The 19,387-nt window shown below is 35.8% G+C and carries 17 protein-coding genes; 3 read left to right on the plus strand and 14 right to left on the minus strand.

Annotated elements, in window-relative coordinates:
• Positions 1-6 precede the first annotated feature (6 nt).
• From smc to MYP_RS01470, 5 genes are all read right to left on the minus strand, one after another.
• A complete protein-coding gene (gene smc / locus MYP_RS01450; RefSeq protein ID WP_045457452.1) occupies positions 7-3,531 on the minus strand; it encodes a chromosome segregation protein SMC in 3,525 nt (1,174 codons plus the stop codon).
• A 304-nt stretch (positions 3,532-3,835) separates the two neighbouring features.
• On the minus strand, positions 3,836-4,576 hold the full coding sequence (locus MYP_RS01455) for an acyl-CoA desaturase (protein WP_045457454.1): 741 nt from the start codon (positions 4,574-4,576) through the stop codon (positions 3,836-3,838).
• Between the two features lie 162 nt (positions 4,577-4,738).
• Positions 4,739-5,410, minus strand: a complete 672-nt coding sequence (locus tag MYP_RS01460) for a DUF4159 domain-containing protein (protein ID WP_045457456.1) — start codon at positions 5,408-5,410, stop codon at positions 4,739-4,741.
• Positions 5,411-5,415: 5 nt separating this feature from the next.
• Entirely contained in the window at positions 5,416-6,117 is a 702-nt protein-coding gene (locus MYP_RS01465; RefSeq protein ID WP_045457459.1) for a 16S rRNA (uracil(1498)-N(3))-methyltransferase, read from the minus strand.
• Positions 6,118-6,120: 3 nt separating this feature from the next.
• Entirely contained in the window at positions 6,121-7,902 is a 1,782-nt protein-coding gene (locus MYP_RS01470; protein ID WP_045457463.1) for a DEAD/DEAH box helicase, read from the minus strand.
• Between the two features lie 292 nt (positions 7,903-8,194).
• On the opposite strand from MYP_RS01470, the gene MYP_RS24660 reads away from it, so the two are divergent.
• Positions 8,195-8,674, plus strand: a complete 480-nt coding sequence (locus tag MYP_RS24660; RefSeq protein ID WP_052429877.1) for a YciE/YciF ferroxidase family protein — start codon at positions 8,195-8,197, stop codon at positions 8,672-8,674.
• 38 nt (positions 8,675-8,712) lie between these two features.
• Here MYP_RS24660 and MYP_RS01480 read toward each other — a convergent pair whose 3' ends face one another.
• Positions 8,713-9,045 carry a phage holin family protein gene (locus tag MYP_RS01480; RefSeq protein ID WP_045457466.1) on the minus strand — a complete coding sequence of 111 codons (333 nt, stop codon included), beginning with the start codon at positions 9,043-9,045 and terminating at the stop codon, positions 8,713-8,715.
• A 190-nt stretch (positions 9,046-9,235) separates the two neighbouring features.
• Here MYP_RS01480 and MYP_RS01485 point away from each other — a divergent pair, with 190 nt between their 5' ends.
• Positions 9,236-10,588: a POT family MFS transporter gene (locus MYP_RS01485; RefSeq protein WP_045457470.1), complete on the plus strand. Its 1,353-nt coding sequence runs from the start codon at positions 9,236-9,238 to the stop codon at positions 10,586-10,588.
• Positions 10,589-10,865: 277 nt separating this feature from the next.
• On the opposite strand, the gene MYP_RS01490 is transcribed toward MYP_RS01485, so the two are convergent.
• The 3 genes from MYP_RS01490 to MYP_RS01500 all read right to left on the minus strand — a co-directional run bounded on the left by MYP_RS01490 (position 10,866) and on the right by MYP_RS01500 (position 13,318).
• The gene (locus MYP_RS01490; RefSeq protein WP_045457473.1) at positions 10,866-11,240 is read right to left on the minus strand and encodes a hypothetical protein; all 375 of its coding nucleotides are present in this window, start codon (positions 11,238-11,240) and stop codon (positions 10,866-10,868) included.
• A 107-nt stretch (positions 11,241-11,347) separates the two neighbouring features.
• Positions 11,348-12,979, minus strand: coding sequence for a chaperonin GroEL (groL, locus tag MYP_RS01495; RefSeq protein ID WP_045457477.1), 1,632 nt, complete (start codon positions 12,977-12,979; stop codon positions 11,348-11,350).
• A gap of 57 nt (positions 12,980-13,036) precedes the next feature.
• Entirely contained in the window at positions 13,037-13,318 is a 282-nt protein-coding gene (locus tag MYP_RS01500; protein ID WP_045457480.1) for a co-chaperone GroES, read from the minus strand.
• Positions 13,319-13,574: 256 nt separating this feature from the next.
• Here MYP_RS01500 and MYP_RS01505 point away from each other — a divergent pair, with 256 nt between their 5' ends.
• The gene (locus tag MYP_RS01505) at positions 13,575-14,291 is read left to right on the plus strand and encodes a hypothetical protein (protein ID WP_045457483.1); all 717 of its coding nucleotides are present in this window, start codon (positions 13,575-13,577) and stop codon (positions 14,289-14,291) included.
• A gap of 88 nt (positions 14,292-14,379) precedes the next feature.
• Here MYP_RS01505 and secG read toward each other — a convergent pair whose 3' ends face one another.
• The 5 genes from secG to miaB are packed head-to-tail and all read right to left on the minus strand — an operon-like array spanning position 14,380 to position 19,308.
• Positions 14,380-14,736 carry a preprotein translocase subunit SecG gene (gene secG, locus MYP_RS01510; protein WP_045457487.1) on the minus strand — a complete coding sequence of 119 codons (357 nt, stop codon included), beginning with the start codon at positions 14,734-14,736 and terminating at the stop codon, positions 14,380-14,382.
• Between the two features lie 6 nt (positions 14,737-14,742).
• Entirely contained in the window at positions 14,743-15,957 is a 1,215-nt protein-coding gene (locus MYP_RS24665) for a hypothetical protein (protein WP_052429879.1), read from the minus strand.
• Positions 15,958-15,980: 23 nt separating this feature from the next.
• Positions 15,981-16,526, minus strand: coding sequence for an LptE family protein (locus MYP_RS01520; protein WP_045457490.1), 546 nt, complete (start codon positions 16,524-16,526; stop codon positions 15,981-15,983).
• A 35-nt stretch (positions 16,527-16,561) separates the two neighbouring features.
• The gene (locus MYP_RS01525) at positions 16,562-17,833 is read right to left on the minus strand and encodes a sigma-54 interaction domain-containing protein (protein ID WP_045457492.1); all 1,272 of its coding nucleotides are present in this window, start codon (positions 17,831-17,833) and stop codon (positions 16,562-16,564) included.
• A 17-nt stretch (positions 17,834-17,850) separates the two neighbouring features.
• Positions 17,851-19,308, minus strand: a complete 1,458-nt coding sequence (gene miaB, locus MYP_RS01530) for a tRNA (N6-isopentenyl adenosine(37)-C2)-methylthiotransferase MiaB (protein ID WP_045457496.1) — start codon at positions 19,306-19,308, stop codon at positions 17,851-17,853.
• Positions 19,309-19,387 lie beyond the last annotated feature (79 nt).

Genomic DNA, 19,387 nt, shown 5'->3' on the forward strand with positions numbered 1-19,387 from the left:
TTTAATTTAGGCTAAAGATCTTAAATCCACCGGTACTAGCCTTGATACGCCCTGTTCAACCATTGTAATTCCATAAATTATATCAGTACTAGACATTGTTCTCTTGTTGTGTGTCACAATAATAAACTGCGATTCTTGTGAGAACTTTCTGATTATATTATTGAACTTGTCTATGTTGGCATCATCCAGTGGTGCATCTACCTCATCAAAAATACAGAATGGTGCTGGTTTAATCAGATAAATGGCAAACAATAACGATATTGCAGTAAGTGTTTTTTCACCTCCTGATAACTGATTGATTGTCAGTGGTCTCTTGCCTTTGGGTTTTGCTATAATATCTATAGAAGATTCAAGCGGATTGTCAGGATGCTCCAGTTTAAGATCGCAACTGTCTTCTTCTGAAAATAAAGACCTGAACACTCGTACAAAGTTTTCTCTTATTTTATCATAAGCTTCCATAAAGGTGTCTTTTGCAACTGAATCTATTTCATTGATCGTTTGCAACAAAGAATCCTTGGCTTTAGTAAGATCGTCTTTTTGTTCACTTATAAACTTATGTCTCTCCTGAATTTCCTGATAGGCCTCCATCGCCATAGGATTTATTGGTCCCATTTTATCAAGAGAGTTTTTGATTTGAATTACCTTTTGTTTTAGCTCTTCCTCGCTGGCCTCAACATTACTATCCTGAGAAAGAAGTTCATCTATATCTATATTAAATTCAACAGATAATCTTTCTTTGATTGAGCTCAGACTTAGCTTATTGTCGTTAAGTTTTGTCTGAATCTCCAAAAGAAGTGCATCACAATTATCACGTAACCTTCTTAAATCCCTCGATTCTTTTTCTAATTCATCAATGAATGCCCTGGCTCCGTAATATTCCTTTTCAGCCTCATTAACTCCCTGTTCTATAGCTTCTTTTTCCTTGTAAAACTCGACAAGCTCATCGTCACTTACATCAGCTCTTTCAAGGAGTATATTTATCTCTTCTTCTGTTTTTTGGGCGTCTTCAAGGTTTTTTTCTATTCTTTGTTTGCTACTATCATAAGCAGCCTGTTTGTATTCAATTTCCTGCAGAAGACTTGAAATTTTATTCTTTTGCTGGTGGAAAACAATATTTTCCTGATTGAATATAGAGCTTTTATTGGTGAGCTGTTCATTTTGGATCATCAGATCTTCATTCAACTCCTGAAGTCTGCTTTCAAGGTCCGAAAGAATAGATTTTGCTTCTTCTGCTCTTGGTTTGGCATCCTGAATATCATCTTCCAGTTTTTCTATTTTATCAATAATATCGTCTCTCTTAAGAGCATTGCTATTGATCATTTCTGTAAACTGCTCTAGTTTGGTTTTTACAGATATATAGTTCTGACTGGTAAGATTTATTTCTTTTTTAAGCTCTTCTATACTTGCTTTTAAAGTACTTTCCTTGAATTTGAAAAGCTCTCGTTGCTTTTTCTCCAGGTTAAGCTTTAACTCATCCAATTCTGAAGAAAGCGCTTTGATTTCTTGTTGAAGCTTTTCAAGGTTTTTAGCACGTCCGATTCGTTTTCCTTCGAATAATCCTACAGAACCTCCGGAAATGCTAAATTTCCTCTTTGTGAGTTTACCGTTCTGTGTAATGAAAATAGCATCATTGTCCTGAGGAAGTTCTTCCTGATTGTTAGTGATGATATATACATTATCCAGAATAAATGCGACAAGGTTTTTGTATTTCGGATCAAATTCAATGATGTCTTTGGCTGCTTTGCAATGGTCGTATGCCTTGACAGGTGCAGCATTAAAATTTTCAAAGGTGGAAAGCACAAAGAAATTGGCTCTTCCTTTTGCAGAATCGCTTAATAGATTTACGGCCTGCACAGCCTGGGCTTCGTTTTCAACAACATAATAGTTCATGAAAGGCTCCAGGTAATTTTCTATAGATACTCTGTATTGATCTTCACAGGTAAGAATATCCGAAAGGAGAGGGGCTTCTTTTCCCCAATGAGAGTTCTTTTTCAAAAACTTTATTGCTTCCGGAAATCCTTCAAGATTATCAACAAGAGATTTTGTAAGGCTATATTCATTCTGCTTGGAATCCAGCTTTCTGTTGATCTGAGTAATTTGATCCTTTATGGTTTCTATTTCCTTTTCAAGCTGGGTAATTTCTTCCTGAAGGGTACTTTCCTGATTTTCAAGTTTCTCAAGTTTCAGGTTTTTAGATTGAAGTTCCTCAGAAATCTCTTGAACTTTGCTTTCAAAATCTGCAAGGCTCGCTGAATGTGCGGAAGAATCTGAGGTAGTTTTCTCAAGCTCCTGCTTCAATGAGCTGGCCTGAATCTGGAATATCTCTATGTTTTTATTGAGATGAAATACTTCTTCCTGTTTTTTTCGCAATTGTCCGCTCAATACGGAAAGTTCTTCTTGTAATCGGCTTGTGCTTGCTTTCTGTGTTTCGTAGTCTTCCTTATAAGCCTGAACTTTAACCTCGATTTCGGCCATTATTTTCTCAGCAGTTTCAGCTTCTGCTTGAAGACTGGAAATACTGAATTCTGCTCTCTCATTGCTCTTCTTGTCCTGCTCTATTTGTTCCCGGAGGTTATTATTCTTGTCATTCAGGAAAGAAAGCCTTTCGTGCTTTATTTTCTTATCACTTTCGTAATTTCTAATTTTATTAACATGCTCATTCAGAGTTTTTTGTCTGGAAGCAAGGGTTTTTTCTCTATTTACAAGCTCTGCTTTTTCTTTTTCAACTCCACCTTCTTTTTCTGCTATTTGAGTATTGTATCCTATTCTCTTATCCGTTTCTTCTTCAAGTTGTTTCTGAAGTGATAGAAAATCTTCTCTCTGGCCCTGAATAGTGACCTTCGCAAGATCTATACTAACTTGTTTGTATTGTTCTTTTACCTGGAAGTATTTTTCTGTCTGTTTAGCCTGTTTTTCTAAGGATTTCAGGTTCTTATTGATCTCGAAGAGGAGATCATCAACGCGTTCAAGATCTTTGTCAGTATCTTCAAGTTTTTTAAGGCTTTGTTTTTTCCTTACCTTAAACTTTGATATTCCTGCAGCTTCCTCAAATAAGGTCCTTCTGGAATTGTCTTTGTCATTAAGTATATCATCCACCATTTTTAATTCAATGATGGCATAACTATCAGAACCGATACCAGTATCAAGGAAAAGGTTGGTTATATCTTTGAGACGGCAGGTTACCCCATTGAGTAAATATTCGCTTTCACCAGATCTGTAATATCTCCGGGTGATGGTAACATGAGAATATTCTGTAGGAAGGAGATTTTTGGTATTATTAAAAGTAAGCGAAACTTCAGCCATTTGGAGAGGCTTCCGTGTCTTGGTACCGTTGAAGATCACATTCTCCATTTTTTCAGATCGGAGAGCCTTTGTCTTTTGCTCACCCAAAACCCATCTTATAGCATCAACTACATTTGATTTTCCACAGCCATTTGGCCCAACAATACCTGTAATACCTTCATCAAAGTTGATGGTTACTTTATCACCAAAACTCTTGAATCCTTTAATCTCTAATTTGCTTAACTGCATGAATTAACCCCTTTTTTGGAATTATGGAAGTTTAAAATTACAGGATACTAACGGATATATAGTAGTGAGGAGAACCGTTTTTCTCAACAGGATTATCAACAAAAACGTTCATTGACTGGGGATAAGTAGTGAATATTTTCTCAGTCAGACGTCCTCGAATATTTAGCTAAGGGTATATTATTGTTAAATTTTGGTATAAAAATATTGTTATTTAATTAGTTAATAGGCACCTGTAAAATGAAAAAACTCCCGAAGTTTATGACTCCGGGAGTTTTTCCATTTTATAACTTTAAAAGATTAAGTTTTAAGCCATAGCTGTTTTACTTAACTTTATTATTCTGCAGAAAGACAGGATTCTGATAACAGGATAGGTAGGATCAAATTCAAACCATTTCATTGCAAAGTTTGCTCTCGCAGCATATTTATGGTGGTTGTTCTGAAATAACTCACCGCCAAGAAGGAAATCTATAAAAAGGCTGTTTTTTGATTTGTCGTTGTTATCAAAATTTGAGTAACCGTATTTGTGTCCGCTCCAGTTTACGATAGCTCCGTGAACCGGACCCATCAAAAAGTGGATTGGCAATAAAAGGAACATGTACCAAGGAGGTGAAACTGCGATGTAAAATAATGCATATGCAATTCCCCAGACAATTCTTGAGGCCCACATATCACCTAAAGTATCTATGAACTTCCAAGTAGGAACATCTTTCTGAAATTTTTCTTCTATGTCTCCTCTGTTGTTAAGTACATCATTGTAGGTATCTTTCGTCTTAACCATCATAGTCAAAAGGTTTTTGGTATGATGTGGAGAGTGAGGATCTTTTGGTGTATCACTGTATGCATGGTGCATGCGGTGTAACACTGCATATGCTCTTGGGTTCAGGTAGGAAGAACCTTGTGATAGATAAGTAAGGAGATAAAAGAATTTCTCCCAGAATGGCGACATAGTAAACATCTTATGTGCACTATACCTGTGCAGGAAGAATGTCTGACTAAACAGAGAGAGATACCAGTGAATAATAAAGAATGTGAGAACTATATACATTGATTATATTGATTGTTTTGTAAATTTTATTAAATAACCTCCCATATGTAGTACAATGGGAATTATTGCATACAGCGCAAGTTAAGCAAAAAATCTATAAAGAAGGAAAATTGTTTGCCTAATTATGCGGTGAATTCCTTTTTGTTATATATAACTTGTTAGTTAAAAGGATGTTAGTGCAAATGAGATAATATTTGCTCCCATTTGAAGTGCCTTTTGTCTTTTTTCTTCCGGATCATTGTAAATAGCCTGGTCTTCCCAGCCATTGCCAAGATCAGTTTCATAGGTATAAAAACAGACAAGCTTTCCCTCAAAAATTATACCGTAGCCTTTGGGGGGCTTGTTATCATGCTCATGAATTTTCGGCAAACCATTATTGAACTCGAACTTTTGGTGGTAAATTGGATGATTAAAAGGTAATTCAATAAAATCCAGTTCCGGAAAAACTTTTTTCATTTCCAGTCTTATGAATTTATCCATTCCATAATTATCATCAATGTGAAGGAAACCTCCTCCTGTGAGATAAGTTCTGAGATTTTCAGCTTCTTGTCTTGAAAATACCACATTACCATGACCCGTCATATGTACAAAAGGGTAGGAGAAAAGCTCTGGACTGCCCACTTCAACTACATCTTCTTCCTGATATAGATTTAATTTTAATTGCTGATTACAAAATTTTATCAGGTTAGGCAATGAGGTTTTGTTGGCATACCAGTCACCACCTCCATTATACTTCAACTTTGCTATTTTAAATGAAGGCTGTTGTGCGAAAGAAAAATTGAAAATGAGAATAGAAGAAAGCAGTAAAATGGATAATCGAAATATTTTTTTCATTGTATTTAGCTGTTGATAATGTTAAAAATATGACAAGCTGCAATTCCTGCTGTTTCAGTTCTTAACCTGCTGTGCCCCAAAGATGAGGGTTTAAAATTTTTTTTAAAAGCAAGAGAAACTTCTTCTTGTGTAAAATCGCCTTCAGGCCCTATTAAAATACAGTATCTTGAATTTGCCGGTGCTATCTTTTGAAGAAGTTCTTTATGTTCTTCTGAAAGGTATCCGATAAATTTATGATCATCTTTGCAATTTTCAACAAAGGACTTAAAAGGAACTAAAGGATTTATCAAGGGAAATATTGTCGTCTGAGACTGTTTCAGCGCACTGACTGCAATTTTTTCAATTCTATCCAGATTGATATTTTTTCTTTCAGAACGGGAACATTGAATAAAGCTTATTTCATCAATGCCTATTTCTATACATTTTTCAACAAACCACTCTATCCTGTCTGCATTTTTGGTGGGCGCAATAGCTATATGGATAAAGAAGTCTTTTGGTTTGCCGGTGAATTGTGAAAGGATTTTAAAGCGACAGGCTTTATTCCCTGAATCTTTAACTTCGCAAAGATAGACTGATCCTTTGCCGTCAGTTACTTCAATTTTATCACCGGAAGAAAGTCGCAATACTTTTAAAGCATGTTTCGACTCATCTTCCGGTAATTCATTTATTTCTCCGGGAGTAAATCCGGGCAAATAAAATAAATGCATTGATTAAGCTCTCCTTTTACTTGCTAGTTCAAGGTTTACTGTTTTGCCTTTGATTTTATTGTTGTCCATTGAACTCATCACAACATCAACTTTAGCTTCAGGAACCTCAATGAAAGAATAACTATCATAGATATCAATACTTCCTATTGATTTTCCCTGAATTGATGAATTTGATGCGAATGCACCTACAATATCACCAGGACTGATTCTGTCTTTTTTACCAAGATTGATGAAAAGTCTTACCATTTTCTCTCCATTATTTCTATCCTCTCTTGGACCTCTTTCAGATCTTTCTCCTCTGGAGCCTCTTTCAAATCTATCACCTCTGGAACCTCTGTCGAATCTGTCTCTAGAACCTCTGTCTCTATCACCTCTTGGTCCTCTGTCTCTATCTCTATCACCTCTGAAACCTCTGTCTGATCTATCACCTCTATCGCCTCTTGAATTTCTGTCAGATCGGCCGTCTCTTCTGCGATCGTCTTTAAGTTCTTCAACAGTTCCCAAAGCAATTCTTACAAGAGCTGCAGAAAGCATTTCGTTTGAAATACCTGTTCCATTAAACTCTTCAGCTACTGATGAATAAAAATCAGGAACTCCTTGAGTTAATAGGGAGGAGATCTGATCGAACAAATTCTGTTTTTTCAATTTCAGAATTTCTTCTCCTGTAGGAAGTGTACCTCTTGCTATTTTAACTTTACAATAGTTCTGAATGTCTTTTAGTCTTAAAAAGTCTTTTCCACTGGATACGAAAGTGAATGACTTTCCTGTATTGCCGGCTCTGCCTGTTCTTCCTATTCTGTGAACGTAAAATTCGTTATCAAGAGGAACATCATAATTAAATACAGCATCGACTCCATTTACATCAATACCTCTGGCTGCAACGTCTGTAGCTACAAGCAGGTTCAATGTGTAATTTCTGAATTTTCCCATTACATGGTTACGCTGATTCTGGCTAAGATCACCATGAAGCCCTTCAGCTTTCAGACCATGTTTCTGCATTTCTTCAACAAGTTCATCAACAGCTCTCTTCGTATTGCAGAAAACAAGAGCAAGTTTTACCTGGTGGATTTCTACAAGATGCTTAAGTAATAATACTTTTTGATTGTCAGAGATATCGTAGAAAAATTGCTCAATGGAATCGACAGTAAGTTCTTTTCCTACAACTTTTACAAGTTCGGGATTAGTCTGATACTTTCTTGTCAGTTTCATGATAGGCTCTGCCATCGTAGCAGAGAACAGGATTGTTTGTCTTTCTTTTGGAATAGAAGATAGTATTCTTTCCAAATCTTCAACAAATCCCATGTTCAGCATTTCATCAGCTTCGTCAAGAATAACTTGCTTTACGCTTTGAAGGGACAATGTTTTTCTTGTTAAGTGGTCGATCACTCTACCTGGAGTTCCGACTACAATTTGTACACCTCTTTTTAGTGCAGTAACCTGTCTTTCAAAAGACTCTCCACCGAAAATAGGTAGTACATTAATACCTTTCTTGAACTTGGCAATTTTCTTTAACTCATTGCTAACCTGTACGGCAAGTTCACGTGTAGGACATAGGACGATTGTCTGGGGGGATTTTATTGCAGGGTCGCAAAGCTCGATAGCCGGTATGCCGAAAGCTGCTGTTTTCCCTGTCCCCGTTTGCGCCTGCCCGATTACGTCTTTTCCCTGAAGTACGATTGGAATAGCAAGCGATTGGATTGGTGATGCCTCTTCAAAGCCCATTTCTGTTAATGCCTTGAGTGTCTCTTCTGAAAGAGGCAACGAATCAAATTTGATTTTTGTCATTGAAAATTGAAACAAAATAAAAGAAAGAAATATTCAAAATACTCCAAAGAAATTTGGAATAACTGCAAAGATACAATTAAAAATCGGATTTTAACGATTATTCTTTTAATTGAAAGAGCTGAAATTCTGATATCTACTGATGGTCTGGTTGTTATCTTTTAATGATTTTCAGTAGACTAATTGACTAGTATTTGAATAAGCTAAATTAAACATGAATATATCACAAATAACAAAAACCTTTTCTGGATGGTTTAATTGTTAATTTAAGATAAACGGAATAGGATTGGTGCCCATGGAAAAAGGACTGGATAAAGTTTACCTGACTCGTCTCACTGAGCTGTATACAATGGAAAAAAAGCAGGCTCAGCTATTGCCGATTCTTCTCAAACATACCACTAATAAAGAATTAAGAGAAGCCATAAAGGAACATTTGTATTATACTCAAAAGCATTTTTCCAGATGCATTGAGCTTATGAGAAGATTTGGAAAATCAAGGATAGTGGCTTCGGTTTCCGAACCGATGGAAAAGCTTTTTGAAGAAGCGCGTGTTTTAGTCATGCAAAAGAAAGAAGACAATGCTGCTAATCTCACTATGATTTTACAGAAAATAGAGCATCTCGAGATTGCGTCTTATTCTAATGCTCTGACGTGCGCTAAGATTCTGGATTATAAAAATGATTGTGAAACACTCCAGAAATGCCTGGATGAAGAATATGATCAAGACAACAGGCTTGATAAGATCTCGGAAGAAATATTTATGGCACTTGTTTAAAGTGCCATTTTAATTTTCGGCTTAATCCAGATTTTCAGTTAAAAGATCCAGTATACGATATTATTTACAATAGAGATCAGAATAGCGAATACTACTGCCCACCAGAAATTTTTGATTTCAAATCCCTTAACCAGCTTGTCTACCAGCATAATCATAAGCACACTGATAATAAAATTAACAAGACCTAATGTGAGCCAGTTGAATGGAAAAGCAAGAATTTTGAGCACCCAACCTAGTGTTGCATTGATAATCCCTAATAGTATTGCTACCCATATAGCAGTGCTGAAGCTTTTTACTGACACGCCAGGCAATATTGCAGAAACTAGCCAGACAGCAAATGAATCTACTAAAAGATGTATGATGAATTTCATGGTTATGACTGTTTTATCCTTTAAAACATGTAGAGTTATCAAATGTTAAAATCGGACAAAACTTAATATTTGAGACTCAGTAAGAGTAATTTTTAAATTCTTTAAAGTTTGTATATTTAAATCTTAAAGTATAAATGCAATTAAAAAAAGTATACAAACATTAACCCTAGTATTAAACTATCCGATTTTTATGAACAGTAAAGAAGTTAGAAGGAAAGGAATGCCTGCAAGTATACCTTACATTATAGGTAATGAACTGGCTGAGAGATTTAGTTATTATGGGATGAAAACTATTCTTACTGTTTTCATGACCAAATATTTAATGGATAGTACAGGGAACCTTGATGTGATGTCTGAAGGGGAAAGCAAATTTTGGTATCATATGTTTGTAAGTGCTAATTATTTTTTCCCGATTCTGGGAGCTTTGCTATCAGACATTTTATGGGGAAAATATAAAACCATCATTTCTCTTTCAATAATATACTGTTTAGGTCATTTGGCTTTATCTCTGGATGAAACCAGGCTTGGGCTTTCCTTTGGTTTGACAATGATAGCAATTGGTTCAGGAGGAATAAAGCCTTGTGTGTCTGCAAACGTTGGAGATCAATTTACAGAGGAAAATAAAGACTTATTACCGAAGATCTTTAACTATTTTTATTTATCAGTAAATATGGGAGCTTTTGTTTCAACCATTTTTACACCTATTCTTTTGAGGAAATTTGGACCTTCTATAGCCTTTGGTGTTCCCGGGGCTTTAATGCTTTTAGCTACTGTTATATTTTGGTTAGGTAGATCAAAATACGCAGTTATCCCTCCTGTTGGTTGGAAAAAATATAAAGAAGAAATACTTAGCAAGGAAGGAATGAACGCAATGGGAGGACTAGTGGTAATATACCTTTTTATTGCAGTCTTCTGGTCATTGTATGAACAGACAGGTTCTTCATGGGTAATTCAAGCAATGAATCCTCATATGATTAAGTCATTTGATCTATTTGGATATTATCAATTTGAAATCCTTCCTGATCAGGTTCAGGCCTTAAACCCGATTTTTGTCCTTATTCTGGTGCCTCTATTTGACCTTGTTGTTTATCCTTTTCTAGGAAGATTCTTTAAACTTACATCATTAAGAAAAATTACAATTGGAATGTTTATATGCGCCTCTTCATTTGCCATAGTTGCTTTCATGGAAACAAGCCTTTATGCAGGAAAGGATATTTCAATTTTATGGCAGTGTTTCGCGTATTTGATACTTACAATATCAGAAGTAATGATTTACGGAACTGGGTTGGAGTTTTCATATACTCAAGCTCCCAATAATATGAAATCTCTTATTATGGGCTTTTTTCTTCTTTCGGTTTCTTTGGGAAGTTTGTTTACAGCTTTGATAAACTGGTTCATTCAAAATCCGGATAAAACATCCAAACTGGCAGGACCGGCATATTTCTGGTTTTTTAGTGGTTTGATGTTAATAACTGCCATTGTATTTATTTTTGTAGCCCTTAAGTATAAAGAGCGATCTTATGTGCGCAAGGCAGTTGCTTAAATCCTTGAAGTTTTTTTAATTTTCTGATAATGATTTGTTTACATACTCTTTCTAGATTTGCAATTAATAAATCAAACTGGAAAGAGTATGAGTATGAAGTTTTTAAAATCGACTTTGCCCGACTTTGATCTTCTGACAATGTTGATGGTTATAGGAGCAGCTATTCTACTTAGTTTAAGATCACTTTAAACTTCAGATAGCTTTAAGAAAAAGATAATTTGTTACCTTAATTTGGAATAAGATAAGCAGATTATTTATGATTATTTTCAGAGGTTTCTTATTTGCAGTTATTTATTACCTTCCGGATATATCTGAACATGATATATTCTTCACTTTCCTCATCTTTTAGATGAACAGCGTCTTCTAAATCTACTATAACTCTGTTTTTTATGAATTCTGTGCGGAGAAATTTGGAGACATTCTCCCTGATATAAGCCCTTTTTTCTTCTTCCGTATGAGAAAGAAATTCTATATAGACCTCTTTTACAAGCTTTAAGCCTCTTTCAGGGCTTAGATTTTTAAGAAGAGTGAAACATGAAAGGTTGTTCAACTCTTTTTGGGATACGATACAATCACAGTCCGCAATGCTTAAATGCAAATAAGCAAGGAAATGTTCGTAAACCCAATTCATCGTCACATTTTGATGAACCATAAACTTAAAAGGTTAACATGGCAAATTTAATCCTTTTATAAATAACAAAAAAATACCTCTGTTAATTTAACAGAGGCATTTTTATTATTGTTTTGGTAAAGAGGGTATTACATCATTCCGCCCATTCCGCCGCCCATGTGAGGCATTGCAGGAGCAGCTTTATCTTCCGGCTGATCTGCAACAACACACTCAGTAGTAAGAAGAAGAGCAGCAATTGAAGCAGCGTTCTCAAGAGCTAATCTTGTAACTTTGGTTGGGTCAAGGATACCAGCAGCAAACATGTTTTCATATCTGTCATCACGTGCATTGTATCCATAATCACCTTGTCCTTCTTTTACTTTCTGAACGATTACAGAACCTTCAAGACCTGCGTTGAATACGATAGTTCTTAATGGAGCTTCGATTGCAGTTCTGATAATTTGTACACCTGTAATCTGATCTTCGTGAGATAGTTTTAAATTATCAAGTGCTGCACTAGCTCTGATAAGAGCTACACCACCACCAGGGATAACGCCTTCTTCAACAGCAGCTCTTGTTGCATGTAATGCATCATCAACTCTGTCTTTTTTCTCTTTCATTTCAACTTCAGTAGCGGCACCTACATAAAGGATAGCTACACCACCTGAAAGCTTAGCAAGTCTTTCCTGAAGTTTTTCTTTATCATAGTCAGATGTAGTAGATTCGATCTGAGCTTTGATTTGATTAACTCTTGCTTTGATTTCTTCTTTTTGACCTGCACCGTTAACAATTGTAGTATTGTCTTTGTCAACAATGATTTTTTCAGCAGTACCTAAGAAATCAAGAGTAGCGTTGTCTAGTTTGAATCCTCTTTCTTCAGAGATTACAGTTCCACCTGTTAATGCCGCGATATCCTCAAGCATTGCTTTTCTTCTGTCTCCAAATCCTGGAGCTTTTACAGCAGCAATTTTCAACGCACCTCTGATCTTGTTTACAACAAGAGTAGCAAGAGCTTCTCCATCAAGATCCTCAGCAATAATCAACAATGGTTTTCCTGTTTGAACTACTTGTTCCAATACTGGAAGCAATTCTTTCATTGAAGAGATCTTCTTGTCATAGATAAGGATGAAAGGATTGTCAAGATCAGCTTCCATTTTATCTGCATTGGTTACAAAGTAAGGAGAAAGGTATCCTCTGTCGAATTGCATACCTTCAACGATCTTTACTTCTGTCTCAGTACCTTTAGCTTCTTCTACAGTGATAACTCCGTCTTTGCCAACTTTATCCATAGCATTGGCAATCATTTTACCAATTTCCTCATCGTTGTTGGCAGAGATGGTAGCAACCTGAGCTACTTCCTGAGAGCTTTCGATTTTTTTAGATTGTTTTTTCAGATCAGCAACGATAGCTTCTACAGCTTTGTCGATACCTCTTTTAAGATCCATTGGGTTTGCACCTGCTGCTACGTTTTTAATACCAGCGTTGAAAATTGCCTGAGCAAGCACAGTAGCAGTAGTAGTACCATCACCAGCAGCATCAGCTGTTTTAGATGCAACTTCTTTTACAAGTTGTGCACCCATATTTTCGATTGGTTCTTTTAATTCAATGTCTTTAGCAACAGAAACACCATCTTTGGTAACTGTTGGAGCACCGAATTTTTTGTCAAGGATTACATTTCTTCCTTTTGGTCCTAATGTCACCTTTACAGCGTCAGCCAATGCATCTACACCTTTTTTCAGTTTTTCTCTGGCTTCTGTATCGAAAAATATATTTTTTGCCATGGTATTTTTAATTTTTTTTGGTTTTTGTAATTGATTTGCTTTTAGACAATTAAGTTGTTAAAGAACTGCGAAAATATCAGCTTCGCGCATCATAAGATACTCTTTGCCATCTATGGTGATCTCAGTGCCTGAATATTTACCATAAAGAACAGTATCTCCTACTTTTACAGTCAGAGGCTCATCTTTTTTTCCTGTTCCGATAGCAACTACAGATCCTCTTTGAGGTTTTTCTTTAGCTGTATCAGGAATAATGATACCAGAAGCTGTTTTTTCTTCAGCAGGAGCAGGTTGGATTAAAACTCTGTCTGCTAGTGGCTTGATGCTTAAGTTGTTACTCATTTTGTTAAAGCGTTTAATTTTATACGTTTAAAAGTTATTTAATTTCTTGGATACTGCCAGCTCTGCATTTCCTGTGCCAGAGGTAAAAAGCTGAACATTTGTCAGTGAGTGGTGAGGCATTTAAACAGAGATCTGCCTTTTTTGTTTTAAGAACTGTCATTTTTTCATTTGTTTTTTTGAGGAGAATTGGATAAATTATTTAAAAGCTAACAAAATGGCATTCTAACCGTATAATTAGTATAACTTTTTTGGGATTATGAAAGAGTTAAATAAAAACTGGCTGACAGAAGGACTTATAGATTTTGAGTATAAAAAATATATGCTCCTCGCTTACCTGCAAGATGTGAAGGGAAGCTTTAATGAAAAAAAACTTTATCCGTTTCTTTCTGATCTGCTTTTTCACTATCAAAATCTCCTGCGTTTAAAGGAAAATAAACAGCTTCTGAAAGAACATTTTCCAAAGCAAATTTCCAGTGCTGATTTTGAAAAGCTTGAAATCATTTATGAAGAATTGGTAAATGATGACAAGATTATGAGGGAATTGGAGGAAATCGTAATGTTTGCATTGCCTAAGCTTAAGGATCAGTTGGTGGAGGGGAAGGAGATTTATGAAGAGATTGAAGACATGCTGTCAATAAGTCCGATAGGATTGTCTCCTCTTAATTTGGATGCAGGATACCTTTTGTTTCACACCAATAACAGGAGCGAAACCCGGGTCTATGAATATCAGGTTACATTATTTCAAACTGCTGAAGCCAAATACAGAGGTATTCATACTCATTTTGTCGAAAATATCAGTAAGACAATAGGGAATACATATGAAAATATTAAACTGGAGTTGATTAAAAAGTATAAAAAGTTGCCCAATCCCGCTACTTTTCTTGTTAATTCAAAATTTAGCTATCCCTTTGAAGAAACTGTAATGCCAATTACCAAGAGATTGTTGGTTAAAAAACTTTATTCAGAAATTTAATTAAAGTGATTAGACCCAATGAATGTATATAAATAAAAAAGCCTCTAAATCAGAGGCTTTTTTATTTATATACTTTTTTATATTAACATTATTGAGCCGAATCATTTGTTGCAGGAACTTTTTCCTGACCTTCACCCGGCGCTTTAGGCATTAATTTATTTCCTTCCTGAGCTCTTTCCACATTCACGCTGTTAATGCCTCCATCATTTTCTTCTATATTGTTTTTATAAAGAAGATTGACGCCAAGACAAAGAACAACCAGGCCTATTGCAAACCCCCAGGTTAATTTTTCAAGCAAATCCCCAGTTTTTTTAACTCCCATAAATTGAGTAGAACCACCTGCAAAGTTTCCGGAAAGCCCACCACCTTTAGAATTTTGTGCAAGTACCAGAACAACAAGGAAAAAACAGGCTATAAATATTAAAACCGTGATAAAGATTTCCATTATAAATTATTTTTCGTTTTTTAATTCATTAATAAGGCCTGCAAAGTAAGTACTTTTTTCAGGATTTTTCAAACTTAATTGTGTGTAAATATCAATGGCTTTCTGAATTTTACCTTGTTTTATTAAAATTTTAGCAAAATTTTCAGATACCAATCCTTTAGATTCTACACCCGACTTCGCGGAAAGGTCTTCCTGTTCCTCGGCAATAGTTCTAGGATTTAAAGGGGGAATGGTAGGATCTTCTTTTATAAATTTATCTATTATATTCTCAATTTGCTTTTTATCAAGTTGTTTTCTCCCTCTTTCCAGGAATTCAAGATATTGTAGGTGCAAATCAGCATCTTTATTGCTGATTTCCTCATTATCAATATTCTTCTCAATGATCTTTTTCTCCAGAAAAGCGTTTTTCTCTTCTTCTTTCTTTAAAAAAATTTCAACCTTTTCCCAAGGGAATTTTTCAATGTTGATTTTGTTTTTTCCTTTAAATGCCTCTTTCTTCGATAGTTCTTCCAGGATTTTGTCTTCGGGGAAAGCGTACTTTTTTTCAGGCATTATAGCCGATGAGGCAGATGGAGAAGGAGTTTCTCCCTTTGCATTAGTATCAGGTGTATTATCTCTGGCCGCTTCTTCTTTCAGTTTTCTTAAATTCTGCAGATTTTTCTGCAGGTCTTCGAAAAACTCTTTTGAGTTGGTAATGACCTTGCCTGTAGGGATTGAAAATTTTTCAGGTTCAGGCGAAGTTTCGTCTTCAATTTGAGGATGAATTTGATTTTCATTCTGAACTGAAGTTTCGTTACTTTTATGAGATTCAGAAATTACCTTGTTATTTTCCTCTTCAGGAATGTTAATCGCATCCTGGGCTGTTTCGCTAATGGCAATGTTTTCTTCTTCGATTTCTTCAATAAGTACTTTTTCTTCAAGAAGATTTTCAGGCGCCGGTGCCTGAATTACAGGAGCGAAAGATTTATTATCTGATTTAAAAGAGTACCTGGAATGATGAATTATCTTTTTTAGGTTTTTCCTGTCAAAAGAATAGGCCGCTGCTTTTCTGATTCTTTTTTCAGCAAGCATATTGTCTGTTTCATAGGAAGCCTTGGCAAACAGGATATGAGCTGCCTGGCAGTAAGGAAATATTTTCACGACTTCTTCCAGATCTTTAAGATCTGTAGAAGAAACTTCCGTGGAGTTTGTGATTAAATCTATGAAACGTTGCTTATTCAATATTTATCCGGGTGTTTTAAATTTTACCAGTTGGAAGTGGTTTTTGTAAAGATATCCAATACTATCTGGTCCAGCATCTTATTAACTAATGATCCTTCTACCTGTGATAACGTCTGATTGGCAGGAAAGTCGCCACTTGTAGGAGGGCTGGTGAAGACATTGGTGAAACTGGCTTTTTCATCCAATGTATTAATAAATTTTACTTCAATTTTTATAACCAATCTGTTGATTCCTGCAATTTCATTTGACTGAACACCAACTGGTGTAACGTTATAACCAACGATTCGTCCTTCCAGTTGCCAGTCTCCATTGCTTTTTACTAAAACAAGATTAGAGTTTTGCTGATAATAGCTTCTTAATTTTTCGGTGAAACTTTGAGAAAGATTAGGAGGGCCATTACCTGCGTCATTTGGAAAATTCAGGATAGAAATATTTTTGACTTCCGGAGGAATTCTTCCATCAGTAAAGGAATATACACCACATCCTGTAAGAAAAGAAAGAATCAAAACCAGCATAAGAGCTTTGATGCTTAATCTGAACAGATTTATGGCAGAGGAAAATTTATTCATGATACTATATTCAAAATTCTTTTATTAAATCAAAATTATTCTTCGATTTCATACTGCTTTAATTTCCTGTACAGTGTACGTTCGGAAATGCCAAGGTCACGTGCAGCATTTTTTCTTTTATTATGATTTCTTTTAAGTGCCTTTAAAATCATTTCTTTTTCCTTGTCTTCAAGTGAAAGAGATTCTTCTTCCGGCTCTTGTATTGCATCCTCTATTTTTTCAATTTCAATTGGAGCATGGTCATGTATGTGCTCTTCTGTAGTAGGAGGTAGCAGAAATTTAGCCTGGCGTTGTTCTCTGGGATAGACCTCTTCGGTAATACCAGTAAAGAGATCAGGATGATCTTTGATCATTTGTGAACCATAATTTTCATTTTGAAGAAGTTCAAAAACCAGTTTTTTTAACTCTGTCATGTCTTTCTTCATGTCAAAGAGAATTTTATACAAAATATCTCTTTCTGAAAAATCATCTGTTTTATTCTTGTCTTTATTGTAAACGGCAGGAATACCACTGTGAGGCTCAGGTAGGTATTTTAATAAAGTTTCTTTAGTGATATCTCTGTTAGTTTCAAGAACGGAAATCTGCTCTACTATATTTTTAAGCTGACGAATATTACCAGGAAAGCGAAAATTATTAAGTGCAACCTTTGCTTCATCATTGAGTCTGATTGGCTGCACTTTATATTTATCGGCAAAATCTGAAGCAAATTTTCTAAATAGTAACTCTTTATCGCCTTCACGATCCCTTAATGGAGGTACGAAGATAGGTACCGTATTCAGTCTGTAATAAAGGTCTTCCCGAAACTTTCTTTTCTCCACAGCCTCAAACAGGTCTACGTTGGTTGCAGCTACTACTCTTACATTAGTCTTTTGTACTTTGGAAGAGCCAACTTTTATAAATTCTCCGTTTTCAAGTACTCTTAGTAGTCTGGCTTGTGTGCCCACAGGCATTTCACCGATTTCATCCAAAAAAATTGTACCACCGTTGGTCACCTCGAAATATCCCTTTCTCGCCTCATGAGCTCCGGTAAAAGAGCCTTTCTCATGACCAAATAGTTCTGAATCTATGGTTCCTTCGGGAATTGCTCCACAATTGATGGCAATAAATTGTCCATGTTTGCGTGCGCTTAAGGAATGTATTATTTTAGAAAAGGATTCTTTTCCGCTTCCACTTTCTCCGGTGATTAAAACAGTCATGTCGGTGGGTGCAACCTGAATAGCAACCTGTATCGCATGATTTAAAACAGGAGCATTACCAATAATCCCAAATCTTTGTTTTACGCTTTGTATTTCTTCATTCAGATTCACGGATCCTCCCTTCGATTTTAATTACTGATTTTTGTTGAAGAGGGAATTATTTCTATAATTTCCCCAAAAAGAGTGGCAAGTGAACAGTCTGTTACAAGGACGTTCACGTAATCACCCATTTTGCAGTCTCCTTTAGGAAACACCACAACTGTATTTTCAGAATTCCTGCCTTTATATTCCAGATTTGATTTTTTTGATTCTCCTTCCACGAGCACTTTGTGTACTTTACCCAGAGCTTCTTTGTTTCTATATAAAGAATGTTCTTGCTGCAGGTTGATTACCTCATTAAGACGCCTCATTTTAGTCTCTTCCGGAATATCATCGGCATACTTTTTCTGAGCAAGAGTACCCGGCCTTTCAGAGTATGCAAACATATAAGCAAAATGAAACTTTACTTCTTCCATGAGGGATAATGTTTCCTGATGTTCCTCTTCTGTCTCTGTGCAGAAGCCCGTAATCATATCAGATGATATGCCACAGTCTTCTCCAATGATATTTCTGATGGCTTTTACTCTGTCAAGGTACCATTCTCTGGTGTAAGTACGGTTCATTAGGTCAAGTACTCTGCTGTTACCGCTCTGAACAGGCAGGTGTATGTAGTTACAGATGTTTTCATACTTTTTGATTGTATAAAGTACTTCATCTGTAATATCTTTGGGGTGTGAAGTTGAAAATCTGACTCTCAGATCAGGGCTGATAAGCGCTACTTTTTCAAGTAACTGAGCAAAGTTTACCTTTTCACTTCCATCCTCAGACTGCCATTTGTAAGAATCTACATTCTGACCAAGAAGGGTAACTTCTTTATACCCTTGTTCTACAAGTTCTATAGTTTCTTTTATTATAGAATGAGGGTCTCTGCTGCGTTCACGTCCCCTTGTAAAGGGAACGACACAAAATGAACACATGTTGTCGCAGCCCCGCATAATGGAAACGAATGCACTGACGCCATTTGAATTTAACCTTACAGGACTGATATCCGCATAAGTTTCTTCTTTTGATAAAAAGACATTAACAGCTTTATTACCTTCATCTGCCTCGGCCATTAAATTTGGAAGATCTCTATAAGCATCTGGTCCTATTACCAGATCAACAATTTTTTCTTCTTCCAGGAATTTAGCTTTTAACCTTTCCGCCATGCATCCTAATACTCCGATTGTCAGAGATCGCTTTCTTTTTTTCAAAGCATTGAATTGGGCAAGACGGTTTCTTACCTTTTGTTCAGCATTTTCTCTGATCGAACAGGTATTTATAAAGATCACATCAGCAAGTTCCATGCTGTTGGTTGTATCAAAACCATTTTTATGCATAATAGAAGTTACAATTTCGCTGTCAGAGAAATTCATCTGGCAGCCGTAGCTTTCTATATATAATTTTCTTTTATTACCTGTATTTTGTTCAAGGCTAATTCTAGGTAAATCACAGGCGGCTTTTTCCTCTGCTGTCATTGATTCCTTATGATTGATCCTGTCTTCCATTTTTATAAATTCTTTTTGCAAAGATAAGAAATTTATTCCAAACTGACAGATTGGCAGATTTATTATTTATTAATCTGAA

Origin of the sequence: Sporocytophaga myxococcoides, assembly GCF_000775915.1 — a bacterium.
Classification (GTDB): Bacteria; Bacteroidota; Bacteroidia; order Cytophagales; family Cytophagaceae; genus Sporocytophaga; species Sporocytophaga myxococcoides_A.